Origin of the sequence: Lacrimispora struthionigena, from assembly GCF_048627165.1 — a bacterium.
Taxonomy (GTDB): Bacteria; Bacillota; Clostridia; order Lachnospirales; family Lachnospiraceae; genus Lacrimispora.
In genome coordinates this window covers 2,219,398-2,244,476 of record NZ_JBMBWP010000002.1, presented here as the reverse complement: position 1 = coordinate 2,244,476, position 25,079 = coordinate 2,219,398, and the positions used below count along the sequence as shown (strand labels likewise).

Here is a 25,079-nt window from a genome sequence, read left to right as displayed (position 1 = left end):
AGTATGGGGGTTTAGGAGGAAACAGATGTGAGATATAAATTAGACAAAAGACTGATTCCTGTAAAGGGAGAAGAAACGGTATCTGAAGATGATGTTCTGATCGATATTTTAAGCAAGGAAGAATATTTAAAGGGACATCATACCCGTTATGAGGATCATATACTAATCCGGAGTCTGGAACGGAGCCAGTACTGCAGAACAGATTTGTTAAAAGACTGTGTGGTAGGTACCCTGGTAATACCCGTGAAGAAAAATCCTTTGAAACGCCCACTGATATTTGGTTATTATATGAATGAAAAGCGCCTGATCCTGATTGATGACAGCGGAGAAGCTGATAGAATGTTAAAGGAGATTGATAAGACTCAGATTTTTGAGAAGACTTATCCAGCCCATCTCCTGTTCGAGTTTTTGGAATATCAGGTCAGAGATGACATTGAATATCTTCAGAAATATGAGGAATACTTAACAGAAATGGAAGACAGAATCATGAGCGGCAGAAGAGAAAAGGAAGACGTACTGGGAATCATTCTAAAGGCCAGGAAGGAACTGGCTAAGGTATCGTCTTATTATGGGCAGCTGATGAATATGAGTCAGACTTTAACGGAGAATTATAATGGTCTGTTAAAGGATGAAGAACGGGCACTGTTTCATCTGTTTGCCGGCAGAATGGCAAGGCTTTCAGAATATGGGAGAGAACTGAGGGAATACGCTCAGCAGATTCGGGAGATGTATCAGGTGAGAATGGACATGAAGCAGAATCATGCATTATCCTTTCTGACTATGGTAACCGCTGTTTTTGCTCCCCTGTCTCTCATAGCAGGCTGGTACGGTATGAATTTTAAAAATATGCCGGAGCTTAACTGGAAATACGGATATCCTTTTTGTATCCTCTTGAGTATCCTGCTGATTGCTTTGGAGATCTGGTATTTCACCAGAAAAGGGTGGTTAAAAAAATAACATTCAAAAGGATTTCCCTTCAACTTAAAACAATAGAAAAATTAATGTGATCCCCTTGACATGAAAAAAAAAACCTGTTATACTTTACTTTCGTGTGAAACGAGAGGATGAAGGTCTGAAACGTGCCTGATACCTCTCGTTTTATTTGCGATAGTGTGTTTGTGCGGCCGTCGGCAACATAAGAACCCGGCTGGCAATGAGAAAGGAATTAATCATTTATGGAAACAGTTAGATTTGATGAGTTACAATTAGATGAAAGAATTCTGCGGGCAGTAGCAGATATGGGATTTGAAGAGGCATCTCCGATCCAGACCCAGGCAATTCCGGTTCAGTTGGAAGGAAGAGATATTATCGGTCAGGCCCAGACAGGAACGGGAAAGACCGCTGCCTTTGGAATTCCCCTGTTACAAAAAGTTGACCCTAAGGTAAAAAAGCTTCAGGCGGTGGCCCTCTGTCCAACCAGAGAGCTTGCTATTCAGGTGGCAGATGAGATCCGCAGGCTTGCTAAATATATGCATGGTGTGAAGGTCGTCCCTATCTACGGCGGCCAGGACATCGTGAAACAGATCCGTTCCTTAAAAGACGGTACTCAGATCATCATCGGAACACCGGGACGTGTTATGGACCATATGCGCCGGAAAACCGTTAAGTTTGATTTTGTCCATACGGTTGTTATGGATGAGGCAGATGAGATGCTGAACATGGGATTTTTAGAGGACATGGAAACCATTTTAAGTCAGCTTCCCGAAGATCGGCAGACAGTTATGTTTTCAGCTACCATGCCTCCGGCAATTTCGGACATCGCAAGAAAGTTCCAGAAAGAACCGGTAAATGTAAAGGTAGTGAAGAAAGAACTGACAGTGCCGAAAGTAACCCAGTATTACTATGAGGTGAAACCAAAGAGTAAATTGGAAGTAATGTGTCGTCTTTTAGATATGTATGCACCCAAGCTTTCCGTTGTTTTCTGTAACACGAAAAAGCAGGTAGATGAACTGGTACAGTCCCTTCAGGGAAGAGGATATTTTGCGGAAGGTCTTCACGGAGACTTAAAGCAGATCCAGCGTGATCGTGTCATGAACAGCTTCCGTAACGGCAAGACAGAGATTCTTGTGGCTACTGATGTAGCAGCCCGAGGAATCGATGTAGACGACGTAGAAGCGGTATTTAACTATGACCTTCCTCAGGATGACGAGTATTATGTACATCGTATTGGCCGTACAGGTCGTGCTGGCCGTGAAGGAATCGCATTTAGCTTCGTGGTTGGTAAGGAAGTGTACAAGCTTCGTGACATTCAGCGTTACTGCAAGACCAAGATCGTACCTCAGGCAATTCCATCACTCAACGATGTAACTGCCATCAAGGTAGACAAGATTTTAGAAGGCGTTGCAGCGATTATTGGTGATACAGATCTCAGCAAAACAGTTAATATCATTGAGAAGAAGCTGTTGGAGGAGGATTACACCTCTCTTGATCTGGCAGCGGCTCTCTTACGTAAGATGATGGGTGAAGAGAATGAAGACATCATCGATACCAGAGAACCTCGCAACCTTGACGAGCTGGAAGGCTTCGGAGGCGGAAACAACAGCAGAGGCGGCAGAGGAAGAAGCAACAGCAGCCGTGGAGGAAACAGCGGAAGATATGATTCCTCTTCCAGAGAAGATATGGCTCGCTTATTCATTAACATCGGTAAGAACCAGAATGTCAAACCAGGAGATATTCTTGGTGCCATTGCCGGAGAATCCGGTATGCCCGGCAAGATGGTTGGAAGCATCGACATGTATGACAAATATACATTTGTAGAAGTTCCAAGAGAAAGCGCTGATGCCGTGTTAACTGCTATGAAGGATGTAAAAATTAAGGGTAAAAATATCCATATGGAAAAAGCCAACGGAAAAGGCAAATAAATTTTCGGGAGCTGAACAACGAAGGAAGACGGCCTGTCTTACCGGAGGTGTTTAGCTCCTGTTTTTTTCTTGCTTCCTGAGAGAAAACAGGATACAATTAGTTCAAATGAGGCGTCAATTGGAGGACGAAATGGCAGAGTGGAAGAAAAATGACAGAATCCAGGTATTAATTGAGGATCTAAGTGAGACAGGAGAAGGAATTGGTAAAACTGACGGTTTCACCTGGTTTATAAAGGATACAGTAATTGGTGATCAGGTGGAAGGAAAAGCAATGAAGGTGAAAAAAAATTACGGCTTCGCACATTTAGAAAAAATAATCAAGCCGTCAGAAAGCAGAATTACCCCCCTGTGCCCGGTAGCGAAGCAGTGCGGAGGCTGCCAGCTTCAGTCCATGAGCTACGAAGAGGAACTTCGCTACAAGGAACGCAAAATATATGGCAATATTACCCGGATCGGCGGCTTTAGAGATGTTCCCATGCTTCCTATTATGGGGATGGACGAGCCATGGAGGTATCGGAATAAAGCCCAGTTTCCCTGGGGGCTGGATAAGGCTGGAAAACCTGTGGCAGGCTTTTATGCTGGAAGGACTCATGCCATTATCGGGTGCGAGGACTGTCTGTTAGGGGTGGAAGAGAACCGGGAAGTATTAGGTCGTATTAAGACCCACATGGAGCGATACCATCTGGCTCCTTATGATGAGAGCACTCATAAGGGACTGATCCGCCATACGCTGATCCGGAAAGGATTTCAGACAGGTGAGCTGATGGTGTGTCAGGTGATTAACGGGAATCAGCTGCCGCACAGTGAGGAGCTGGTGAAAAGCCTGCTTGAGATCCCGGGAATGACAAGTATATCTCTGAACGTGAATAAGGAACAGACCAATGTGATTCTGGGAAACAAGGTGGAGAATCTTTTTGGACCCGGATATATCACCGATTATATTGGTTCCGTACAGTACCGTATTTCCCCTCTTTCTTTTTATCAGGTCAATCCGGTACAGACTAAGAAGCTATATGAAACGGCTTTGGAGTATGCGGGACTTACCGGCGGTGAGACAGTATGGGATCTGTATTGCGGAATCGGTACAATCTCTTTATTTCTGGCGCAGAAAGCAAAGAAGGTATATGGAGTGGAAATCGTTCCCCAGGCAATTGATGATGCAAGGGAGAATGCAAGGCTAAATGGGATTGAGAACGCAGAGTTTTTTGTAGGGAAGGCGGAGGAGGTACTGCCGGAACAGTTTGAAAAGAATCAGGTCTATGCCGATGTGATTGTGGTGGACCCGCCGAGGAAAGGGTGCGATGAAAAATGCCTGGAGACCATTGTGAAGATGGGACCGAAGCGGGTGGTGTATGTCAGCTGTGACTCTGCCACGTTAGCAAGGGATTTGAAGTATCTGGCGGAGCGAGGGTATGAGCTTGACCGGGTGAGAGGGTGTGATATGTTTCCCTGGACTACACACGTGGAGACAGTGGTAGGACTACGTCGCAAGGATTTGTAGAAATACTGAATTTTCAACACTTTGTGAAGCATACGGTATTTGAACGGACAAGTGAAAAAGAGAAAACTAAGCTCGTTAGAAGCCGGGTGCCTGTTTCTGTTGTCGTTGAGCTAGAGTGGGTGGATATGTCATTATAGTATGTATAGAAAGTGCACTCTAATGACTCAGTTTAGCGCTATATCACAAGAGTATACCCTAATGATACTCTAAACCAACAGTGTGCCTACAGCCCTTTATCAGCAAAATTATTTAATGAATAGGTTAACATAACATTAAAATTTTACGAATTAATATATGTAAAGATGGGGGATAAATTATGAAGAATTTATTTTTGGCTGGACCTGCTAAAGAATACCAGAAGAGCTTTGAAAATTATGTCCAAGCGTATAAAAGTGTAAATGATAATCATTATTTGGATATATATGAAAAAGGGCTAGAGAATTTTGATGAGTATTTAAATGGGTTACGCAATAACTCTAAAGGGATAGATGTAGAAAAAGGATGGGTTGCCACTTCAACATTTTGGTTGATTGATAATAATGAGGTTGTGGGAGTGGTAAGAATTAGGCACCAGGAAATAGGAACAGCTGGACACATCGGGTATGATATCTCACCAAACTGTAGAAATAAAGGTTATGGAAATCAAATTCTTAAATTAGCAGTAGTTGAAGCGGAAAAGATTGGAATAAAAGAAGCGGTTTTGACTTGCAGCGTAGATAATATAGCTTCAAAAAAAATTATAGAAAAGAATAATGGGAAATTATTAGGAACAGTTTTCGATGAAGAGGATAATGAAAATATGTATAAATTTAGTATTACTACAACTACTAATAAATTATAAAATACTGATTTAAAGAAATAGAATAATTAGTATTTCGGAATTTTCAAATATTATGAACTAAAGGCAATTTATTAAGGTTGCCTTTTGATTTTAACAATATTCTTTCAGGTTTTGTCAAAATATATATTCAAAAGCTCTGAAATGTCCTACACGAATTTTAATTGTAAGACATACAAATACATTACCAATATTATATTTAAGCTGATGAAAAAATAATAAGGGATGGGTGATGGCAGGTTGCAGTTGAAGCTATCACAGGAACATCAACAAAAAACTAAATTTATAGCTATCTGAAATACAACTATTTTGAGTAAATGAAAGAAGGTTTGTAATGATTAGACCAGTAATGAAGGATGTCGTTTTCCTGAATCAGAAGTCAGAACCGGCGACGGAAGCAGACAAGCAGGTGGTTCAGGATCTGCTTGATACATTAAAAGCGAATGAAGAAGGCTGTGTAGGAATGGCGGCTAACATGATTGGTATTAAGAAGAGAATAATAGCAGTAAGTATAGGTTTTGCCAATATTGCCATGATTAATCCAGTGATTGTAAAGAAATCTGGTATGTACGAGACGGAGGAAGGGTGTCTTTCTTTGATTGGAGTACGCAATACCACCAGATATAAAGATATAGAGGTGGAGTTTCAGGATATAAATTTTAAAAAACAGTACCAGAAGTTTTCCGGATGGATTGCACAGATTATACAACATGAGATAGACCACTGCGATGGCATAGTGATATAGAAGGATTTCCTGATTTTCTGTATGAAATGGCCGTATGGTCAAATGCCACCAATGCAAAAAATAATAGAATGCGACATACCGCAACATGATTTTTTTGTACATCAAATGCAAGGTGTCAGACAGTCCGATATGATAATATAGCTCTGGAGAGGAGGTAGATTAATGGAATGGATTGACAGAATGAACAATGCTGTAGACTATATTGAATTAAATCTCACGGATGAAATTTCATACGAAAAACTGGCGCAGATTGCATGTTGTTCGACATATCATTTTCAAAGAATGTTTTCGTTCATTACGGGCGTACCGTTATCCGAGTATATCAGACGAAGACGTTTGACATTGGCAGCCTTTGAGTTGCAGACAAGCAATATTAAAGTGATTGATGTGGCGGTAAAGTACGGATATGAATCGCCAGAAGCATTTAGTCGAGCATTTAAAAATCTTCATGGTGTAATGCCGATATCAGCGCGCGATATTGGTGTTTCGCTCAAAGCTTTTCCTAAAATGACCTTCTCAATATCGATCAAAGGAGTATCCGAGATGAATTATCGTATTGAAGAGAAAGAACCATTTGAGGTATTTGGACTTGAGCTGAAAACAACTGTTGTTAATGGTCAATGCTATAAAGATATCCCTGAGTTTTGGATGACCTGCGGACAGGATGGGCGGGAACCGGCACTCATACAGGCGGCCGGCAAAAAGACAGGTGAGCCGGTTGATGCAGGCGTAACATATGCCCATAATGTGAATGGAGACATGTCCTACATGGTTGGCTGTATTAAGAAGGATCAGGCAGTTTCACCTGAATATAAGACTCTGGCCATACCAAAGCAAACATGGGCAATATTTCAAACCGAATGGAAAAGTGAAGACGATGATGAAAAGCTGCATGAAGTCTGGGGAAGAATCTATTCCGAATGGTTTCCGGTAGCAAGCTATGAGCATGCGGATTGTGATTTTGATATGGAAATGTATTTTGGCAATCTACAATCAGGGTATAGTGCTGAGATATGGATTCCGGTTATACAAAAGTAAGACTACAAAATAAGATTATATAAATCGAAAATAAGCTGGCACTCTATGGAATTGACCATAGAGTGTCAGCTTATTTTTTGTATCTACGAGCCGTACTTGTTATGGACGGTTTATCTGAAATATAGTAAACTGAACGTAATAAAGCGTGCAATCTGAATTCTGGAATATATGATAGATTCAAGTGTTCGAAAGAGGTCAAAACAGAAGAGATCATCGGAGGAGTTATATGAAAATTAGCGGAAAGGCTCCTAATACAAAGATATTAGCAATCATTTTGCTAATAAGCATATTGCTAATTCTAATACTTGTGACATTATATAAATTTGGTATTAGCAGTAATAAGACGGCGATCACCATCGTTGAGGATGAGATTGCAGCGACTGCCGGAGGATTTTCCTCCCAGATTTATGAGGATCTTGACAATATGACCCGTATGGGAATTGCATTTCGTGATATGATAGTTGCTTTACCCATGGAAAAATCCATAGACGCGTTACCGTTAATTGGAACTTTGTGTGCAAATTCCCAGGCTTATATGGTGGTCTATTGTGATACGGATGGGATTGGAGTTACACAGAATGGCATTAAAGTAAACGTTGAGAAAGATGAATTGCTTCATCCAGATGCAGCAACAGCCCCTTATTATGCATACATTCAAAAAGATCGAATTATGCAGGCGGAAGCAGTTGTATCAATAATTCCAGTTGTCAGAGAGGGGACTGTCAGCAATTACATATTAATGTATTATTCCGTTAGCCGTATAAAAAGGATTTTTCATCAAAATGAATTATTTAATAACGCTAATTTTATATTTAGCGTAGATCATGGTATTGTGATTACAACTGATGGCATTGAAGAGAAACCGCCTAAGGGAACAACAATAACTCAATTACTAAAGGACTGGGATCTTAAGACCGATACAGATCAATTGCAGATGGCTATAAATAGTAATAAAAAAATAGCTGCCTTTACAAGTCAAAGGTATGATAAATATGTAATTTGTACACCCGTCGGGATTAATGACTGGTATATTACAATTGGGTTTGACAAGAAATTATATGACAATCTGTTAACAAGAGAATGGGGTGATATAGAAAAGTTAATCGACTATTTACTTGCTCTGATCATTACCTTTGTTATTGTATTAATAGGAACCATGATTATTATGCGCATCATTTATAACAAGACAAATAAAAAATTGCTAAAGCAAGCCAATATGGATCTGCTCACCGGATTATATAATAAGATGGCAACAGAGAGCAAGATCATGGAGTATATAAAGGATTATCCTCGTGCAGGAGGGGTATTGTTTATATTGGATATTGATAATTTTAAAAATATCAATGACAGCCGTGGACATGCAGAAGGGGATGCGGTTTTAAAAAGAGTGGGGCATCATCTGAAAGAAACTTATGGCGAATACCATGTGGTAGGCAGAATCGGCGGAGATGAATTTATTATATTTGTTAAAGATATTCTTTTGGAACAAGAAGTAGCAGAACAAATTAAAAAGATGAAGGAATGCCTGCAAGTCTTATCCCAAACGGAGGGAAGCGTACAACCTTGTACCTTCAGTGCAGGTGCTTGCTTATACCCCAATGATGCACAAGAATTCAGTAATCTCTACAAAGCAGCGGACAGGGCGTTATATGAAGCGAAAAAAAATGGGAAAAATCAGCTGAAAATGACACAGAGAGTTGAGGGATAAAAGGATGCGGAGGATGAAAAGTTTTTTCCTAATTGTAAGTGTTTGTATGATTTTATCTGGTTGCAGCAATGGGGATAACTCAGAGAAGGTAAAATCAGAAGAGAGTGTAACCACCTCTATTAATGAAGAAAAATATGAAATAGCCTTGGTATCGTTCTTTGGAACAACCCAGGACCATTCCTTTGGCCAGGCCACATGGGAAGGAATTGAACAGTATGCAAAAGAACATAATATTACATATAAATTATATCAGCCAGAGGAAGCTACTTCAGATAATTACATCGAGAAGATTGATTTGGCAGTTGAAAATGGTGCCAAAATAATTGTTTGCCCTGGGTTCTTATTTGAAACACCTGTTTTTATAGAACAGGATAAATATCCGGATGTAAAATTTGTTTTGATTGACGGACAGCCTCATAATGCATCTTATACGGAAACCCGAATAAACGATAATGTATTATCGCTGGTATTTTCGGAGGAGCAGGCAGGATTTTTAGCAGGATATGCTGCAGTAAAGGATGGCTATAAGAAGCTGGCATTTACGGGGGGAATGGCGGTGCCATCCGTAATTCGTTATGGATATGGGTTTGTACAAGGCTGTAACCTGGCAGCAGAAGAAATGGGGATAAAGGTTGAAATCACATATAACTATACAGGTACTTTCTTTGAGTCACCGGAAATCAAGTCAATAGCAGATGGCTGGTATCACCAGGGTACACAAGTGATTTTTGCATGCGGCGGAGCGATCGGTAAATCGGTTATTAGATCTGCAGAAGAAAATAAGGCAAAGGTCATTGGTGTTGATCTTGATCAAAGCTCAGAATCGGAGACAGTGATTACATCTGCTATGAAAATGCTGAAACCAGTGATTTATGATGTTTTAGAGGATTACTATACCGGTTCCTTTCATGGAGGAGCCCCTCAGACCTATTCAGTTAAAAATAATGGCATAGGACTTCCAATGGAGACATCTAAATTCAGTACATTTTCAAAGCAGGAATATGATGCAATATTTGACAAGCTAGCAGCAGGAAATGTTATTATTTATAATAAAACAGATGATTCAACAACAGCAGATCTTAATTTAGCGGCTGTAAAGGTAATTTATTTAAAATAGGAGAAGTCAATATAGTTATTTTAACCGGCGCAGACGTATGGCTACGATGTAATAATTTATCAATAAAAAACTATTGCATTTTAAAAAACATTGATATATAATATTGATTGAACGAATGGTGAATGAAAATGCTGCTTACAATTTTTAGCCTGGAAAATAGAATGGATATTTTTCCAGGTAGTTTTTAAGAAATAACATTCACTGAATGTTCAATGAAATAAACATAAAACAACTTATACCAATTAATATCACAATTACAAGGAGGAAATCGACATGAAACTTTATTTTAACGATCAGGCATTTTCATTTGAATTATTAAGGGCTGCAGCCTACGCAGGTTATCAGGGAGCAGAAATAGGGGAGTGCCTTGCAACAGCAGCAAAAATGGAAGAAGGCAACTTTGAAAGCTGGTTTCTGGAGTGGAAAAAAACAGCGGACAGAACCTACCAGACAGCAATGGATTGCTTTGATAAGAAGCATAAGGTAAGCGCCAGAGAGGCATTTTTGCGAGCCCATAATTATTATCGTACTGGAGAATTCTTTTTAGATGGAACCGACGAAAGAAGAATGGAAAATTTTGATAAAAGCGTCATGGCATTTGAAAAAGCTATGGAACTTTTAGACAGTCATTTTGAAATCGTAAAAATCCCTTATGAAGGAACTCATTTGAAAGGATATTTTTACGGTGCATCTGAGGACAAAAAAGGAGAACTTAAAAAACGTCCGGTGCTTGTATTTATAGGCGGATATGATTCCACTTTACAGGAACTGTATTTCTGCGGGGCCGCTGCAGCGATCAAAAGAGGATACCATTGTCTGGTATTTGAAATGCCAGGACAGGGAGAAGCGTTACGGAAACAAAATCTTTTCATGCGCCATGACGCAGAAGTTCCGGTAAGCGCAGCTCTTGATTATTTAGAGACAAGACCAGAAGTTGATATGGAGAAGCTGGCACTGCTTGGTATGAGCCTAGGTGGTTATTTTGCGCCGAGAGCAGCGGCATTTGATGAGAGGATTAAGGCTTGTATCGCATTTAATGTATTTTATGATACCTTTGATTCTACCCTGAATCAGAATCCCCAGCTGGCTCAGGTACTTCAGCTTCCAGAGGAAAAAAGAGAGCAGATGCTTGCTATGGCGGAGGAACACAATTCTAATCTAAAATGGATGCTTAACAATGGAAAATGGGTGTTTGGCTTACAGCACCGTTATGAAGTGTTTGAAGAGATGAAAAAAGCTTCATTAAAAGGAATTGCCGGAAATATTAAATGTCCTGTTTTGCTTACCATGGGAGAAACAGACCACTTTGTGTCCAAAGACCAGCTGGATACTTTGCTGGAGGAAATAAAAGCTCCCAAGACAGTCCGCGTATTTACCATTGAGGAAGGAGCGGAAGAGCATTGCCAGGAGGGAAATCATGCACTTTTCCATCAGGTTATGTTTGACTGGATGGATGAAGTGTTTGACTGTAACATGGAGGAAATCTGATAAAGGCAGGTGCGGTTATGTATGCAGATGAAATTAAAAAGGTTGCAGAGTCGGCACAGTATAAAAGTGATTTTTTAAATGGAAACCTCTCAAAATATATTGTATTGGCAATGATGTCCGGATTTTTTATTATCATAGGAGTTGCTCTTTCCTTTTCCGTTGCCGCAATTACTCAGGTAGAAGGGAAATTTTATGGTAAGATAGCAATCGGGCTTACCTTTTGGGTAGCCCTTGGGCTGCTGGCATTTGCTGGAGGTGAACTGTTTACCGGAAATTGTTTTGTATTTACAGTCGGCTGCCTGGAAAGAACGGTACGTCTAAAAAAGGCAGGAAAGCTGTTGCTGATAAATTATATTGGAAATCTTCTGGGCTGCGTGGTATTATCTTTTATTTATGTGCAAAGTAAAGCCATGATTGGAATATCTGATGTATATATTGAAAAAACAGCAATTTCAAAACTTGGTATCCCTTGGGGACAGTTATTTTTCCGCGCTGTACTGTGTAATTTTGTTGTTTGCCTTGCAATCTGGCTGTGTTACAAGATGAAAGAGGAAAGTGCGAAGCTGATTATGATGCTATTTTGTGTATTGGCATTTTCAGCTTCCGGGTTTGAGCATTCCATCGCCAATATGGGGATTTTCTCAATTGCTCTAATGTTGCCTCATGAAACGGGTTTGACCGCTTTGGCTGTAATAAAAAATATATTGATTGTTACCGTTGGTAATATGGTGGGGGGATCTCTTCTGCTAGCAGTACCTTATTGGTATGCTTCCAAATCAAAGTCAGTTGGGTAAGAGTTAAATTTGTTCTTCTTTAAAGCAGGGTATATAGAAATATATACTCTGCTCTTTTATTACAAATGAGAGTGGATATGTGCCCTTCTCTCTGCATAAAGAAAATATTCTTGACAAAAGCGTATAGCAACCATATACTGTTGTTATGGAAAAAATAAAAAATATGAAACATCAAATTGGATATGAGTCCTTAGAACTGGCGTTTGCATTAATGGAACTAGATAAAAAAACACGATACTACGGAACGGATGTACCAATTTACCACTCTGAAGTCCATGTAATAAAGGCGATAGCAGAACATCCCTGCATTCACGTAGGTGGTCTGGCGGATATTCTAGGTATAACAAAGGGAGCTGTTTCCGAAATTCTCAGAAAGCTGGAGAGAAAGGCTTTGGTTAAAAAGGAAGTTGATGAACTAAATTTATCCAGATATTTACTGAGCCTTACAGATAAAGGAGAAAAGGCTCATAAAAATCACATGTATTATCATGAAATCATAAACAGCATGGTGGAAAATGAATTGCAAGATGCTACAGATCAGGATATAAAATTTTTGTCAGAATTCTTGTCTGGCTTAATTAACAAGATTCAAAATTTTGATGAAAATATAATCAAATAAAAATTTTGCATAAGTGTATGGCAGCCATACACATTTTTCACAACATAAAGTTAGGAGAAACTAACATGAAAAAGAAATTAACCAAATATCATACCCAAGATCATAGTGAGGTTAGCGAGCAGCAGTATCTGCAAAAACTCAAAGTTAATCAAAAATTACTTGAGGCACTTTTTAACTCATTTTCTCAATGCTTTAGTGCACCTGTTTATCCGTATGACCGTTCTGCATTTACAGAAGCTGATTTGTTTATCAATCAACCGGTGGATAACGAGAAGAATAAGAGTTCAAAGATAAAAAAGTAATTGTGCCAAAGAGTATGGCAACTATACACTTTGCACTACAGTTTAATGGTGGAGGATTAGCTGTGAAACAGGATAAGAATGATTTAATAAGAAAGAAACTTAGTTCATCAAGGGAAGAATATTTAAAGGCTATCTATATGCTTTCTCAAAGAGCCCAATTAGTACGTTCAATCGATATTGCTGTATATTTAGGGGTTTCCAAGCCCAGTGTCCATTGTGCCGTAAATGCATTGCAGGATGAAGGGCTGGTAATCAAACCTTTAGGTGGAGAAATTCAGCTAACTGAGGAAGGACGTAAACAGGGCGAGATTATTACAGCTAAATTCCAGATCATTAAAGATTTTCTCATTGCATGTTGTAATGTCAATGAATTGACAGCAAGTGCAGATGCCTGCAAAATGGAGCATATTATCAGTAATGATTCTGTCTTTGCCCTGAAAAAATATTTAGGTTAGAGTAAACCCACAATTCTATCCCTGCCCAGACAAAAACCAAGCGGCTGACTTAAGAATAGAACTTGACTGTATAAATGGGACTAACTATACTAAATTTAAAAAATAAAATAAATAATTTAACAACAAATTGCTTTTAAATAGAAATTATGAAAGGGGTTTTAAAATGAAAATTCTCATAGTTGGCTATTTCACTGAGACATCAAAGATGAATATTATAAATTGTTTCCCAAAAGAATGGGACATTGTAATTGTTCCGCCAGGGGAAGAAATGCTGCATCATATTGAAGATTGCCAGGTGATTATACCAGAGCATGTTAAGATTGACAGAAATCTACTTTCAAAAGCGAAACAATTGAAATTAGTACAAACAGGTGCAGGATACGATAATGTAGATATCGATGCCTGTACACAACTGGGTATTTGGGCAGCTAATGTGGCTGGAGTGAATGCCAGGGCAGTGGCCGAGCATGTAATGGCATTCATATTGTCTTACTATAAAAATATACCCCTTCTTGATGGCTTCATGAAAAATAAGAAAGATCAAAATCAGTTGGAGTATGCAGGAAGCGAGTTAGAAGGCAAAACAATTGGCATTATTGGATTTGGCACCATTGGTAAAAAAGTAGCCGGGTTATGTAAGGCGTTTGATATGAATGTGCTGGTTTACACAAGAAATACTGCTGTACAGTCTTATGAGAATGCTCAGATAACTGATTTTGATAATCTTGTAAGCACATCAGATATTGTCACAGTACATTCAGCTTTAAATCAGCAAACCCAAAAGCTGATCGATAAAGAAGTATTCAGGAAAATGAAGAATACAGCACTATTTATCAATACAGCCCGTGGTCGGATTGTAAACGAAGAAGACTTAATAGATGCGTTAAAAAACAGAGAAATTTCAGGTGCATGTCTTGATGTGTTTGAAACGGAGCCACTTCCAATTGACAGTGAGCTGCGTAGTCTGAGTAATGTGATACTCACACCTCATACGGCAGGCATGCCTGACGGCCTCAAACTCCATAAAAAGAGATATGATTTCTTTGTAAAAAATATAAGATGTGTAGAAAATGGTGAAGAGCCTGAAAGCAGGCTTAATCAGTTATAGTTGGATATAACGATTGTCAGGTCCTGGCGAAATTCTCCCCAGTCAATATAGCAGATTGACTGGGGAGAAAAAGTGCAGATATTTACACCTCACCATACCTATAGTTGTTCGGCATACTTCCACCAAGCAACTGTACCGCCAAACCCTATTATTCCAGTAATAGCGAGTATGGCGATGCTGATGAAGCCAAGAGGAACATTTGAAATGATTAATGCCGGAATTGTCCATGGAAAGTAAGCGGCAAGCCCCGCCTGCGCAACGACATTGGAAACAACCACTATAAGGAACGCGAGTCCAATAGGAGCTAGATATCCTTTGCTTACATTTGCAAGGAGAGCACTTATTGTACTAACTATCATAGTTAGAAGTGATGCTGCCATAAAAGTAAGGAAGCTATTTACTATAAGCAGCCATGTACCACCATTTAGTCCAATCAAGATCCCCATAATGGATACAACCGCAAACATGAAAAAGGCCAGTAACAAATCCCAAATAAAAATTACGATGAACTTTGAAAGTACCACATAAAGTTTAGACACTGGTTTTACCAGCAATTCACTAATTGTTTTATCTGTATATTCCCGTCCAAAAACCCAGCATGCGGTGAAAGAAAATCCAATCACCAAAAGAGCAGTGCTGGTACCAAGTAAATCTGTTAAATAAGGATCCCAACCGGCATCTGCAGCATTGATATATGTGACGAAACCCAACATAATCGGCATAGTGGCAAATGTAGCAACAACAATCCAAAAAACACTTGATCGCAATACTTTAAGAGCTTCGCAATGTATAAATGACAACAGTATCATTTGTATATCCTCCTTATACTTTGAATCATCCGCAGAAAATAACCTTCCAAATCTTCGGTAACAATGTTTAATTGTGTTGGAGGCTGTCCAGAACGAACCAACAGTTCAGCCAATCTTTCAGGGCTTTCCGTTGCAGGGCCTTCCAATAGCAGCTGCAGTCCATCTTTGCTTTTTTCAAAATGATATCCATGTTCTGTAAGTATATGTTCTATTGCATTTTTATCCCGCCCATCCAGAACCAGGTGTTTTTGCAAAGACTGCTCCAAATGTGCCATATTAATTTCCTGGATTAACCGACCTTCATGGATGATTCCAATTCGATCAACCAGTTTTGAAAGTTCTTCCAGCTGGTGACTGGATATAAAAACAGTAACACCAAAATTCTTTGATAAATCCATAAGCATTTTTCTGATTTCCACGACACCTGCGGGATCAAGGCCATTAATCGGTTCATCTAAGATTAAAATTTTGGGATTATGAATCATTGCTTTTGCTAACCCTAACCGTTGTTTGTTTCCCAGAGAAAGATTTTTTGCTTTCTTATTTTTATGAGCCTCTAAACCCAGCTTTTTTATCACCCTGGTAATCGATTGACGGTCAGATATCATTTGCATCCTGCGGGCAATATCTAAATTTTCTATCACAGTAAGTCCTGGATAATAAGTAGCATCCTCTAAATATCCAACCTCCTCCCACAACTTATAAGTTCCGGAGTCAACCTTATTTCCCAGCATATAGACACTGCCGGACGAGGGCTTGAGCAATGACAACATCATTTTAATTGTGGTTGATTTGCCTGCTCCGTTTAAACCAAGAAACCCGAATATTTCGCTGCTATTTACCTCAAGTGAGAGATTGCTGACTGCATGATAATCACCAAAATTTTTTGTGAGACGATCCAACTGTATTGCAGCTGAGCCGTTACCACTTGATTTTCCCATTTTATACACTCCTTTTGTGAATTTTATTTTGCGTTTTTATTTATATTAACGCTATAATGAACTATAATTTTGAAACATCAACTGAACGTCAATTTTTACCCGAAAGTTAGTTGATGTTTAGTTTACTTTGCTTGTATATAATACATATCATGGAGGTGATCTATCGTGTTTGATATCTTAATTGTAGAAGATGATATAAATACCCAAAAACTAATGTGCGCTGTTCTAAAACATGGCGGTTATAACACATATACTGCAAAAGATGGCCTTGAGGCACTTGAAAAGATGGAAACACAGCGATTTGATCTGATTGTCTTGGATTTAATGATGCCCCGCATGGATGGTTATAAATTCTGTGAGCAATTACGGGAAGTGGGGGAGAATATTCCAATACTGATGGTAACAGCCAATCAGGAGACGAAAGACATGCATAAAGGTTTTCTGGCCGGAACAGATGATTATATGACAAAACCCTTTGACGAACAAGAATTGCAGTTTCGGATCAAGGCGCTTTTGCGCCGGGCGCAAATTGCCAATGAGCATAAAGTTGTCATAGGTGAAACCACAGCGGATTATAATTCTCTCACTGTTTCATGGAAAAATGAACAACATACTTTGCCAAAGAAGGAGTTTCAGCTACTTTTTAAACTCATGAGTTATCCCAATGTGATTTTTACGCGTAATCAACTAATGGACGAATTTTGGGGATTGGAGACTGAGACGGATGAGCATACTTTAAATGTTCATATAAACAGATTACGGGATAAATTTAGAAACAACCCCGATTTTGAAATAGTTACTGTGCGCGGCTTGGGGTATAAAATAGGGAGGCGGGTATGAAGAAGATAAAAAAAAGACTGCCTCCGAAAATTAGTCTTGCAGTTTCCCTGGTGGCCCTGGTTTTTGGTGTTATGCTCTTTTCTATTTTATCGGCTGGCTTGATTGCTTATTTGCTGATCAAATTAGGAATCATGGATTTGGGAGGGAAAGCAAGTCCAAGCCGGGCTATCTCTGTAATGATATATATCAGTATTTTCCTGGGTGTGGTAATAGCAACATTATTAAGCAGGCGTTCCGTTAAGCCAATCCGAGACATGATGAAAGCCACTGAAAAGGTGTCACAGGGTGATTTTTCGGTTGTGGTAAACGGCAGTTTTGTCTTTGAATTGGATGCGCTGGCCGGGAGCTTTAATAAGATGGTACAGGAGCTAAAAGGAATCGAAACCCTGCGCAGTGACTTTGTAAGAAACTTCTCCCATGAGTTCAAAACACCCATTACTTCCATTCGTGGATTCGCCAAATTATTGCAGGCGGGTGATGCTGATGACGAAGAAAAGCAGGAATACTTAAATATAATCGTGCAGGAATCAGAGCGGCTTGTTCATCTTTCCACAAACGTTCTTAATCTTTCAAAAATAGAAAGCACAGAGATTATCAGTGAAAAAACGATCTATAGTTTGGATGAACAAATTAGACTTGCGATTGTTATGTTAGAACCAAAGTGGAGTGATAAAAATCTTCATGTTGACATTCAGCTTGAAGATGGAATTGAAATACTTGGTGATAAAAATTTAATCCATCAGATATGGGTTAATCTTCTTGACAATGCAATTAAGTACACAAACACTGGTGGAGTAATAAAAGTAAGATTATGCCGGAGCGGTCAAAAGGCAGTCTTTCGGATTGAAGATGACGGCTGCGGAATGAATGAAGAGATCTTACGTCATATATTTGACAAATTCTTTCAGGGTGACACATCTCACACATTGGCTGGAAATGGATTGGGCTTGACTTTAGTTAAGAAAATTACAGAGCTATGTGAAGGAACAATTGAAGTACAAAGTGAACCTGGGAAAGGCAGTGCTTTTATTGTGGAATTACCTTTAGGTCTGAATGTCAGAATATAGATTTTGCAGGCTCCGTCTCCATTGTATGCTGAAAAAATCACAGGGCAGATTAACCTCTGTACCTGTGATTTTTCTTTTATTACTCTCCTGATTTGTGCCCATCTTTGTCAAGAAATAACAGCTCGTAGTATTTTTTGGGACGTCCTTTACCGTTGTCCCGCTTTTCAAATACTGTTTGTACATAATTTTTTTCTTCTATTTTATTGAGAATACGATTTGCACCTCTGACGGTCATGGACAGGCATTGAGCAACATCCTCAGAGGATAGTTTGTTTGTTCTCATGATTTCCGCATAAGATATAATTTTCTGTAAATTAATGTTATTTATTCCCATACGTTTGGCTAATGCGATGATTTCAGGGTCTCCCTGTTCGGAAAACTGTATCACATTCATACTCTTCATCGGACCGATCACCTTCTGATCCTCGTTTATAAAAAAGCTGCAGCTGCCCGTAAAGGCTTTTGCCTGTCTGTAAGCTTTCGTGGCATTTTCGTTGGCCTGATAATATTCATGTCCAGAGCCCCAGCCTATTTTCACAGTTTCGCTTACAGATTCATTCAGATATTCCAGCAGGGTGCAGTTATGGGCGTCAGAGGTGATTTTCATAAAACTACCGTATGTGGTGTAAAGCCTCACATAGCCTTCTGAGATCTGAGCTGTATCCGCCAGATTCACGCTGACCAGAAATCTGCTGACAAGATCCTTCAGCTCTTGAAGCTGCTCTATTGCTGGCGGCTGCGCAGTTTCCATCGATAAGCATGCTACGACTGCTCTCTGGTTCTTGAGCTTAAGTATGGTAATTTCATTGATGATCTCTGTTATGGTTTCTTTTATGTTTTCCAAAGTGGGACGTATTAAGATATATCTTACCCCGTGCTTTTTAAGTTCTGGAACAAAGTGGCCGAACGCCGTAATGGACAAGTCTGTTTTTTTCTCTTCCCACAGAGTTATATGGTTTTTCAGCATTGTTTCCACTCGTTCAAAAAAATCGTTGCTGTCAACAGGCTTCCCCTCATGAGTCAGGTATTTTTGAAATTCTCTGAAAGAATCAATAATATATGCATAATCCACATAGATTCTGGAGATGTCAAGCTCAGGTTCTGTGATCAGTAGTCTGAAAAGTTCTCTATAAAGAAGGTTTTCATTATCCTGCAAAATGTGAGTGGGAACTTTGGTATCCAGACATTCCTTATCAATTGATTCGTAGAGAAATCTGCCACTGATAACAAACCCGTCCACCAAACCTAAATTTTTCAAATATATGTCTTTTGTTTCCCGGAAGTTGCTTATTATAAGAAACCGAAACTGACATACTGACCGCATCTCTTCTTCAATGACGCGAAAATAGTCCATATGGGTCTCAGGCGTGATTATACCCAGCTTGATTTTCATGGTAGATTCCTTTCATAAACAAATTCAATGAAAAGAATTATATCATAATAAATGTGATATTTCAATCTGCAGGGATCTGTGAAAAAGTGTTCTTAAAAAGTCTTAAAATGTTCTTGACAGAGGTTAGCCTTATAAGTATAATAAAAGTGTTCTTAAAATGTCTTAAAATACAAGGCGGGCAATTTTATTCTGTTGTTTGCTAATTCGATTTGTGCGATAGGAGGTGTTCAGTGTGATTGAAAAAACCGGAGACTTTTTGAATATGGCCAACCAGCTGCAGGAAAAGTTGGTTATGTACAGGCATCATCTTCATGCGATTCCGGAACTTGATTTGAGTTTACCCAGGACGACTGCATATGTAAAAGAAAAGTTGGAGTCGATCGGTCTTACGCCCACTCCTGTGGGAGAATCAGGTTTAATGGTTACCATTGGCGGACAACGTCCGGGAAAGGTGATTCTTATCCGTGCGGATATGGATGGGCTGCCAATAAAAGAAGAAGCGGATATTTCCTTTGCATCATTAAATGGAAATATGCATGCATGCGGTCATGACCTGCATACTTCCATGCTGCTGGGAGCTGCGGAAATACTAAAGGAAAAGGAAGAGCAGCTTTGCGGCACGGTCAAATTAATGTTTCAGCCAGGGGAAGAAACCCTGCACGGGGCAAAGATGATGCTTGAAAATGGGATTCTGGAAAATCCAAAAGTGGATGCAGCAATGATGATCCATGTGTTGTCCGGAATGCCAATACCTGTGGGGCAATTAGTAATTCCTCAGGCTGGAAAAGGGATTTCGGCTTCCTCAGATTGGTTTGAAATAGTCATTCACGGAAGAGGGGCGCATGGAGCAATGCCCGATGCCGCGGTGGATCCGTTAAATGTAGCTGCTCATCTTCATTTGGCGCTGCAGGGGATCATAAGCCGTGAAATCTCTCCGATTGAGAGTGCGGTTCTTACAATTGGAGTGATGGAAGGTGGAAGTACGAACAATGTGATCCCCGATATTGCCAGAATCAAAGGCAGTGTACGCACATTTAACGCCGTAATGCGTGATAAAATTGAAACCCGTATTCATGAAATTTCTACTGGTATTGGGGAAACATATCATGCAAAGGTGGATGTGATTTATACCAGGGGCTGTCCTGAGGTAAAAATTGACAGCAGACTTAACGATCAAATGAGAACAACCATTACAGAAACATTTGGCACCAGTTCTTTCATTGATCTGACACAATTGATACCTGGTGGTAAATTAATGGGATCGGAAGATTTCGCATTTGTAACACAGGCGGTACCAAGTACCTCAGTGTTTATTTCCGCGGACAATTCAAAAGAAGGTAATAGCTACCCTATGCACCATCCAAAGGTAATGTTTTCCGATGATGTACTTAGTAAAGGAGCTGCGGTTTACGCTGCTTTCGCCAGAGACTGGCTTGAAAGTAATAGATAATATCTAAACAAAACAAGGAGGAATTTAAATGACAGAGAGACGTATGATAGGACCAACAAAATTTGAAGAGTACTCGGAGAAGTACAAAGAATTTCTATTAATGACCCGTCGTGACGGAATAATTGAAGTGCGGCTGCACACCAACGGGGGCCCTTATCATCATAATTGGGAAGCCCATACGGCATGGTCTCATGCATGGTCAGATATCGGCCGTGACCCTGAAAATGAGGTTTTGATTATATCTGGAACGGGAGATAAATGGCTTGTAGGAAACCCTGATGTCTGGAGTACAAAATTTATGGATTGGCCGAAGCAAAAGAAACTGGAACAGTATCATGAATCCCTGAGACTGCTTGAAAATATGATATTTTGCCTCGACATCCCCACAATTGGGGCGATCAATGGACCGGGAACCCATTGTGAAATCGCAACGCTCTGCGATATTACCATATGTACAGAAGATGCGGACTTTTTTGATCCCCATTTTCTGGGAGGAACACCTCCTGGCGATGGAATGATACTTACACTTCAGAATATGTTAGGTTTTAAGAAAGCGGCATACTACGCATATACCGGTAAAAATATCGATGGAAAGACAGCGTTAGACCTTGGAATCGTCAGTGAAGTTCTGCCCCGTGAAGATTTGCTTCCCCGCGCCTGGCAACTAGCAGAGATGATAATGCAGGCACCTCGTTCAACCAGACATCTTACGCATTCCATTTTATCCCGTCCATGGAAACAAGCCTTAGTCAGTGATCAGGGATTCCACCTTACTCACCAGATGTACGATATGGCCATAGACGAAGAAGGTGCGTTTGAACGACTGACAAAAATGAAAGGACGCTTAATGGGCAAATAAAGTCACTGGCTGTTAACCGGTACTTATAGCAATGATATAATGGCAGAGGGGCTATCTCGTTTTTTATGTAACATAGGGACACAGCCCCCTGCTATTTTCATTAAAGAAACCCCCATTATAAGATTGGAGGAATTAAAATGTCAGAGCAATGTATCGCAGGACCTACAAAATTTGAAGAATACTCGGAAAAGTACAAAGAACTGTTTTTAATGACCCGTCGTAACGGTATACTGGAAGTACGTATGCATACGCGGGGGGAATCGCTTCAATTTGACTGGCCAGTTCTGACTGCATATGGGAATGCATGGTCAGATATTGGCCGTGATCCTGAAAATGAGGTAATGATTCTCACCGGAACGGGAGATAAATGGCAAGTAGCAAACCCAGAAATATGGAAAACAAAATTTATGGACTGGCCTAAGAACCGTAAACTGGAGATGTATCAGGAATCATTGAGAATGATTGAAAATATGATCTTTTGCATGGATATCCCCACAATTGGGGTGATCAATGGTACAGGATCACACTGGCAAATGGGAACATTATGTGATATTACAATTTGTGCCGAAGATACAAATTTTTTCGATGCGCATTACCTGGGCGGAGTGTCTCCTGGTGATGGGATTGTATTAGCGCTTCAAAATTTAACAGGCATTAAGAGAGCGGCTTTTTGCGCATATACGGGTATGAACATAAATGCTCAGGTGGCATTAGACCTTGGTATTGTAAGTGAGGTACTGCCTCATGAAATGCTTCTTCCCCGTGGGTGGGAACTTGCAGAGATGATAATGCAGGCTCCCCGATCTACAAGACATCTGACCCATTCAATCATGTCCCGTCCATGGAAAAATGCCCTTGTCAGTAATCAGGGATTCCAACTCGCACGCCAAATGTACGACATGGCCATTGATGAAGAGGGTACTTATGAGAGACTGATGAAAATAAGGGAACGTTTTCAAAAGGATAATTCCGCCTCCTAAATATCAGCATTAGCCGACAGATAGACGGCTTTCATCATATCCACGATTTGCCTCTCAACGCTTTCCAGAGAAATCGGTTTTTTACGAGTTAACCACCACTGTAAAGTTTCAAGGATGGCACCGGTAAAAAAATGTGCCATAACCTCTGGATCAGCAATGAGCTTATACCCCTTTTCAGCATCTTCTTTCAGTTTTTGAAGAATATCAAATTCAACCTGTTCCGAAAGAATTCGAAGTAAAGACGGAAAACATTCACTCTTTAGCACAGATTGGATGAGCTTCTCCCTTTCGGTGAAAAATATTATAACGCGGCGGACAATGGTGATATAAAAATCAATCGGCATGTCAGTATCCAGGCTGCCTGCGATTTCCTGATCAAACTCCGCCTGAATTTCCCGGATGATAAAGGTAAAGAACTCATATTTGTCACCAAAGTGCTTGTAAAATGTAGCTCTGCGTATCATTGCCCGGTCACAGAGTTCATTGACGGTGATATCCTCAAAACGCTTTTCTTCCAGCAATTCAAAAAAAGTACTGGTTAATGCCATATAGGTTTTTTGTATTCGTAAGTCCATTTTTCTTCACAGCTCCATTCGTTGGGAAACAATTACAATGACTTTGTCAATTAAGTTACATTCGCATACACTTTGAGCGTTGCATATATACTCCTTAAAAGTATAATAGATACAGTAACAGATGTCAATTAATTACCGCCTGTTGCTATATTAAATACTGGAAGGAGTCTTTTTTATGAACACTGATGTATTATTTGAGCCTATTCAGGTGGGCAATGTGGAACTGAAAAATCGCATTGCCATGTCCCCCATGAACATGGGGTATACAGGACCGGAAGGCTATACCAGCGAACAGTCCAATGCATGGTATGCAACCCGTGCCAGAGGTGGTTTTGGTCTGATTATCACAGAATGTGTAGTGGCGAATCCTTTTCCGTGGCGTGGCAGTGACAGCCTGAATCCGCTGCTGGCAGATAGTCAGAAGAAGTACCGCCAGCTTAGTCAGATGGCGGATGTGATCCATTCCTATAAAAGAACAAAGGTATTTGCCCAGATTTCCCCAGGTTGGGGTCGGCAGGGACATCCCGATGAGAATGGCATTGCATCTGGTGCACCCAGTGCGGTACCTCTTAATATAGACTTGCGAAACATTAACAAGGGTTGGTATCGGCAGTTAAGCCGCATTATGAAACAGGCGGGAATCTCTCTCCCCTCAGATATTTGGGACTACGATAAAATCAAAAGCTTAAGCGATGAAGAATACGAAGCAATTAAACCTCATATTCTCAACATGCTAAAGGAAAAAGCTCCGGAATATTACCACATTATATGTGGGCAGCCCCCCCGTGAACTGACAATCAGTGAGATTGAAAAGCTTGAGGATTTCATGGTGGAAGCGGTATGTGCCTGCTACGATCTTGGCTTTGATGGCGTGGAACTCCACACCCCTCATGGGTACCTGCTCCACCAGTTTCTGTCAGGACGATCCAATCAACGTACCGACTCATATGGCGGCAGCATAGAAAACCGCGGTCGTGTAGTAACAAATATCATTGAGCGTGTGCGCAAAAAGGCCGGTCCGGATAAGGTACTGGGTTGCCGTCTGTCTGGCGATGAGCTTATGCCTCAGGGGCTGACCAATGAAGAGGCATGCGCATTTGTAAAGCTTTTTACAGATGCGGGAGCTAATTATTTCAATGTGTCACAGGGTGGTTACGAGAATCTGGGAGCGGGATTTGCTCCAGATGGGGAAGATGACTTTACAAAATGGGCGCCAGGTTTTAAAGCGGCTTCTGGCGGACTGCCGATTATAACACCAAGCTTTATGAATCCGGAAACCGCTGCAAACGCGATTGCATCCGGAAAAACCGATATCATTTCTTTGGGGCGTCAATCCATTGCCGATCCTTACTGGCCTGCAAAGGTAAAGGAAGGACGTGAGTGCGACATTGTCAAATGTGCACGGTGCCAGCAATGCTACATGAACCTGTTTGAAAACCGCTGGATTCGCTGCGCCGTTAATCCAACTGCGGGCTTTGAGAAGTATTATCCCGAACTCTGGAAAACGGAAGGTCTGATGGATGTCCGTGCTAAGAAGTTTATGGAAAAATGCGATGGCTTGTCACTCATCTAAGGAAAGGAGATTACGCTT

Annotated in this window: 24 protein-coding genes; 20 read left to right on the top strand and 4 right to left on the bottom strand. The window is 40.3% G+C overall.

Features of this window, described 5'->3' with window-relative positions:
* Positions 1 to 27 precede the first annotated feature (27 nt).
* The 14 genes from ACOAOT_RS19460 (at position 28) to ACOAOT_RS19395 (ending at position 14,574) form a co-directional block, all read left to right on the top strand.
* On the top strand, positions 28 to 957 hold the full coding sequence (locus tag ACOAOT_RS19460) for a magnesium transporter CorA family protein (protein WP_420218489.1): 930 nt from the start codon (positions 28 to 30) through the stop codon (positions 955 to 957).
* A 218-nt stretch (positions 958 to 1,175) separates the two neighbouring features.
* Complete coding sequence (locus ACOAOT_RS19455; protein ID WP_420218488.1) at positions 1,176 to 2,861, top strand: DEAD/DEAH box helicase; 1,686 nt, start codon at positions 1,176 to 1,178, stop codon at positions 2,859 to 2,861.
* Positions 2,862 to 2,991: 130 nt separating this feature from the next.
* The gene (rlmD, locus tag ACOAOT_RS19450) at positions 2,992 to 4,362 is read left to right on the top strand and encodes a 23S rRNA (uracil(1939)-C(5))-methyltransferase RlmD (RefSeq protein WP_420218487.1); all 1,371 of its coding nucleotides are present in this window, start codon (positions 2,992 to 2,994) and stop codon (positions 4,360 to 4,362) included.
* A gap of 316 nt (positions 4,363 to 4,678) precedes the next feature.
* Complete coding sequence (locus ACOAOT_RS19445) at positions 4,679 to 5,203, top strand: GNAT family N-acetyltransferase (protein ID WP_420218486.1); 525 nt, start codon at positions 4,679 to 4,681, stop codon at positions 5,201 to 5,203.
* Positions 5,204 to 5,534: 331 nt separating this feature from the next.
* Positions 5,535 to 5,945, top strand: a complete 411-nt coding sequence (locus ACOAOT_RS19440) for a peptide deformylase (RefSeq protein ID WP_420218485.1) — start codon at positions 5,535 to 5,537, stop codon at positions 5,943 to 5,945.
* Positions 5,946 to 6,107: 162 nt separating this feature from the next.
* Entirely contained in the window at positions 6,108 to 6,983 is an 876-nt protein-coding gene (locus ACOAOT_RS19435; protein WP_420218484.1) for an AraC family transcriptional regulator, read from the top strand.
* A gap of 226 nt (positions 6,984 to 7,209) precedes the next feature.
* Positions 7,210 to 8,691, top strand: a complete 1,482-nt coding sequence (locus ACOAOT_RS19430; RefSeq protein WP_420218483.1) for a GGDEF domain-containing protein — start codon at positions 7,210 to 7,212, stop codon at positions 8,689 to 8,691.
* A gap of 13 nt (positions 8,692 to 8,704) precedes the next feature.
* Positions 8,705 to 9,808 (top strand): BMP family lipoprotein, encoded by a 1,104-nt coding sequence (locus tag ACOAOT_RS19425; RefSeq protein WP_420218482.1) that lies wholly within the window; start codon positions 8,705 to 8,707, stop codon positions 9,806 to 9,808.
* A 273-nt stretch (positions 9,809 to 10,081) separates the two neighbouring features.
* Positions 10,082 to 11,296: an alpha/beta hydrolase family protein gene (locus ACOAOT_RS19420; RefSeq protein ID WP_420218481.1), complete on the top strand. Its 1,215-nt coding sequence runs from the start codon at positions 10,082 to 10,084 to the stop codon at positions 11,294 to 11,296.
* Positions 11,297 to 11,313: 17 nt separating this feature from the next.
* On the top strand, positions 11,314 to 12,090 hold the full coding sequence (locus tag ACOAOT_RS19415; RefSeq protein ID WP_420218480.1) for a formate/nitrite transporter family protein: 777 nt from the start codon (positions 11,314 to 11,316) through the stop codon (positions 12,088 to 12,090).
* A 163-nt stretch (positions 12,091 to 12,253) separates the two neighbouring features.
* The gene (locus ACOAOT_RS19410) at positions 12,254 to 12,709 is read left to right on the top strand and encodes a MarR family winged helix-turn-helix transcriptional regulator (protein ID WP_420218479.1); all 456 of its coding nucleotides are present in this window, start codon (positions 12,254 to 12,256) and stop codon (positions 12,707 to 12,709) included.
* 65 nt (positions 12,710 to 12,774) lie between these two features.
* Positions 12,775 to 13,011, top strand: coding sequence for a hypothetical protein (locus tag ACOAOT_RS19405; protein ID WP_420218478.1), 237 nt, complete (start codon positions 12,775 to 12,777; stop codon positions 13,009 to 13,011).
* 62 nt (positions 13,012 to 13,073) lie between these two features.
* On the top strand, positions 13,074 to 13,466 hold the full coding sequence (locus ACOAOT_RS19400; RefSeq protein ID WP_420218476.1) for a metal-dependent transcriptional regulator: 393 nt from the start codon (positions 13,074 to 13,076) through the stop codon (positions 13,464 to 13,466).
* A gap of 163 nt (positions 13,467 to 13,629) precedes the next feature.
* The gene (locus ACOAOT_RS19395) at positions 13,630 to 14,574 is read left to right on the top strand and encodes an NAD(P)-dependent oxidoreductase (RefSeq protein WP_420218475.1); all 945 of its coding nucleotides are present in this window, start codon (positions 13,630 to 13,632) and stop codon (positions 14,572 to 14,574) included.
* A gap of 98 nt (positions 14,575 to 14,672) precedes the next feature.
* Here the strand turns inward: ACOAOT_RS19395 and ACOAOT_RS19390 are convergent, their stop codons facing one another.
* Positions 14,673 to 15,383 (bottom strand): ABC transporter permease, encoded by a 711-nt coding sequence (locus ACOAOT_RS19390; protein ID WP_420218474.1) that lies wholly within the window; start codon positions 15,381 to 15,383, stop codon positions 14,673 to 14,675.
* Positions 15,380 to 16,324 carry an ABC transporter ATP-binding protein gene (locus ACOAOT_RS19385; RefSeq protein WP_420218473.1) on the bottom strand — a complete coding sequence of 315 codons (945 nt, stop codon included), beginning with the start codon at positions 16,322 to 16,324 and terminating at the stop codon, positions 15,380 to 15,382. Before ACOAOT_RS19385 ends, ACOAOT_RS19390 begins: the two co-directional genes overlap by 4 nt.
* Before the next feature lie 165 nt (positions 16,325 to 16,489).
* On the opposite strand from ACOAOT_RS19385, the gene ACOAOT_RS19380 reads away from it, so the two are divergent.
* Together ACOAOT_RS19380 and ACOAOT_RS19375 are read left to right on the top strand one after the other, a co-directional pair.
* Positions 16,490 to 17,164, top strand: coding sequence for a response regulator transcription factor (locus tag ACOAOT_RS19380; RefSeq protein ID WP_420218472.1), 675 nt, complete (start codon positions 16,490 to 16,492; stop codon positions 17,162 to 17,164).
* Positions 17,161 to 18,231, top strand: a complete 1,071-nt coding sequence (locus tag ACOAOT_RS19375) for a HAMP domain-containing sensor histidine kinase (protein WP_420218471.1) — start codon at positions 17,161 to 17,163, stop codon at positions 18,229 to 18,231. Before ACOAOT_RS19380 ends, ACOAOT_RS19375 begins: the two co-directional genes overlap by 4 nt.
* Before the next feature lie 79 nt (positions 18,232 to 18,310).
* Here ACOAOT_RS19375 and ACOAOT_RS19370 read toward each other — a convergent pair whose 3' ends face one another.
* On the bottom strand, positions 18,311 to 19,624 hold the full coding sequence (locus ACOAOT_RS19370) for a helix-turn-helix domain-containing protein (protein WP_420218470.1): 1,314 nt from the start codon (positions 19,622 to 19,624) through the stop codon (positions 18,311 to 18,313).
* Between the two features lie 232 nt (positions 19,625 to 19,856).
* Between ACOAOT_RS19370 and ACOAOT_RS19365 the strand changes: the two genes are divergently transcribed.
* The 3 genes from ACOAOT_RS19365 to ACOAOT_RS19355 all read left to right on the top strand — a co-directional run bounded on the left by ACOAOT_RS19365 (position 19,857) and on the right by ACOAOT_RS19355 (position 22,913).
* Positions 19,857 to 21,074 (top strand): M20 metallopeptidase family protein, encoded by a 1,218-nt coding sequence (locus tag ACOAOT_RS19365; RefSeq protein ID WP_420218469.1) that lies wholly within the window; start codon positions 19,857 to 19,859, stop codon positions 21,072 to 21,074.
* Positions 21,075 to 21,102: 28 nt separating this feature from the next.
* Positions 21,103 to 21,933 carry an enoyl-CoA hydratase/isomerase family protein gene (locus tag ACOAOT_RS19360; protein ID WP_420218468.1) on the top strand — a complete coding sequence of 277 codons (831 nt, stop codon included), beginning with the start codon at positions 21,103 to 21,105 and terminating at the stop codon, positions 21,931 to 21,933.
* A gap of 137 nt (positions 21,934 to 22,070) precedes the next feature.
* A complete protein-coding gene (locus tag ACOAOT_RS19355; RefSeq protein ID WP_420218467.1) occupies positions 22,071 to 22,913 on the top strand; it encodes an enoyl-CoA hydratase/isomerase family protein in 843 nt (280 codons plus the stop codon).
* Here the strand turns inward: ACOAOT_RS19355 and ACOAOT_RS19350 are convergent.
* Positions 22,910 to 23,488 carry a TetR/AcrR family transcriptional regulator gene (locus tag ACOAOT_RS19350; RefSeq protein WP_420218466.1) on the bottom strand — a complete coding sequence of 193 codons (579 nt, stop codon included), beginning with the start codon at positions 23,486 to 23,488 and terminating at the stop codon, positions 22,910 to 22,912. The two genes, ACOAOT_RS19355 and ACOAOT_RS19350, sit on opposite strands and share 4 nt — an antisense overlap.
* A 175-nt stretch (positions 23,489 to 23,663) precedes the next feature.
* Here ACOAOT_RS19350 and ACOAOT_RS19345 point away from each other — a divergent pair, with 175 nt between their 5' ends.
* The gene (locus ACOAOT_RS19345; RefSeq protein WP_420218465.1) at positions 23,664 to 25,061 is read left to right on the top strand and encodes an oxidoreductase; all 1,398 of its coding nucleotides are present in this window, start codon (positions 23,664 to 23,666) and stop codon (positions 25,059 to 25,061) included.
* Positions 25,062 to 25,079: the final 18 nt, after the last annotated feature.

Coding starts and splice junctions, on each gene's coding strand:
- ACOAOT_RS19385 (WP_420218473.1), bottom strand. CDS start 16,324: ATGGGAAAATCAAGTGGTAACGGCTCAGCTGCAATACAGTTGGATCGT.
- rlmD (WP_420218487.1), top strand. CDS start 2,992: ATGGCAGAGTGGAAGAAAAATGACAGAATCCAGGTATTAATTGAGGAT.
- ACOAOT_RS19435 (WP_420218484.1), top strand. CDS start 6,108: ATGGAATGGATTGACAGAATGAACAATGCTGTAGACTATATTGAATTA.
- ACOAOT_RS19390 (WP_420218474.1), bottom strand. CDS start 15,383: ATGATACTGTTGTCATTTATACATTGCGAAGCTCTTAAAGTATTGCGA.
- ACOAOT_RS19350 (WP_420218466.1), bottom strand. CDS start 23,488: ATGGACTTACGAATACAAAAAACCTATATGGCATTAACCAGTACTTTT.
- ACOAOT_RS19405 (WP_420218478.1), top strand. CDS start 12,775: ATGAAAAAGAAATTAACCAAATATCATACCCAAGATCATAGTGAGGTT.
- ACOAOT_RS19375 (WP_420218471.1), top strand. CDS start 17,161: ATGAAGAAGATAAAAAAAAGACTGCCTCCGAAAATTAGTCTTGCAGTT.
- ACOAOT_RS19360 (WP_420218468.1), top strand. CDS start 21,103: ATGACAGAGAGACGTATGATAGGACCAACAAAATTTGAAGAGTACTCG.
- ACOAOT_RS19440 (WP_420218485.1), top strand. CDS start 5,535: ATGATTAGACCAGTAATGAAGGATGTCGTTTTCCTGAATCAGAAGTCA.
- ACOAOT_RS19370 (WP_420218470.1), bottom strand. CDS start 19,624: ATGAAAATCAAGCTGGGTATAATCACGCCTGAGACCCATATGGACTAT.
- ACOAOT_RS19420 (WP_420218481.1), top strand. CDS start 10,082: ATGAAACTTTATTTTAACGATCAGGCATTTTCATTTGAATTATTAAGG.
- ACOAOT_RS19445 (WP_420218486.1), top strand. CDS start 4,679: ATGAAGAATTTATTTTTGGCTGGACCTGCTAAAGAATACCAGAAGAGC.
- ACOAOT_RS19430 (WP_420218483.1), top strand. CDS start 7,210: ATGAAAATTAGCGGAAAGGCTCCTAATACAAAGATATTAGCAATCATT.
- ACOAOT_RS19415 (WP_420218480.1), top strand. CDS start 11,314: ATGTATGCAGATGAAATTAAAAAGGTTGCAGAGTCGGCACAGTATAAA.
- ACOAOT_RS19345 (WP_420218465.1), top strand. CDS start 23,664: ATGAACACTGATGTATTATTTGAGCCTATTCAGGTGGGCAATGTGGAA.
- ACOAOT_RS19425 (WP_420218482.1), top strand. CDS start 8,705: ATGAAAAGTTTTTTCCTAATTGTAAGTGTTTGTATGATTTTATCTGGT.
- ACOAOT_RS19410 (WP_420218479.1), top strand. CDS start 12,254: ATGAAACATCAAATTGGATATGAGTCCTTAGAACTGGCGTTTGCATTA.
- ACOAOT_RS19455 (WP_420218488.1), top strand. CDS start 1,176: ATGGAAACAGTTAGATTTGATGAGTTACAATTAGATGAAAGAATTCTG.
- ACOAOT_RS19355 (WP_420218467.1), top strand. CDS start 22,071: ATGTCAGAGCAATGTATCGCAGGACCTACAAAATTTGAAGAATACTCG.
- ACOAOT_RS19395 (WP_420218475.1), top strand. CDS start 13,630: ATGAAAATTCTCATAGTTGGCTATTTCACTGAGACATCAAAGATGAAT.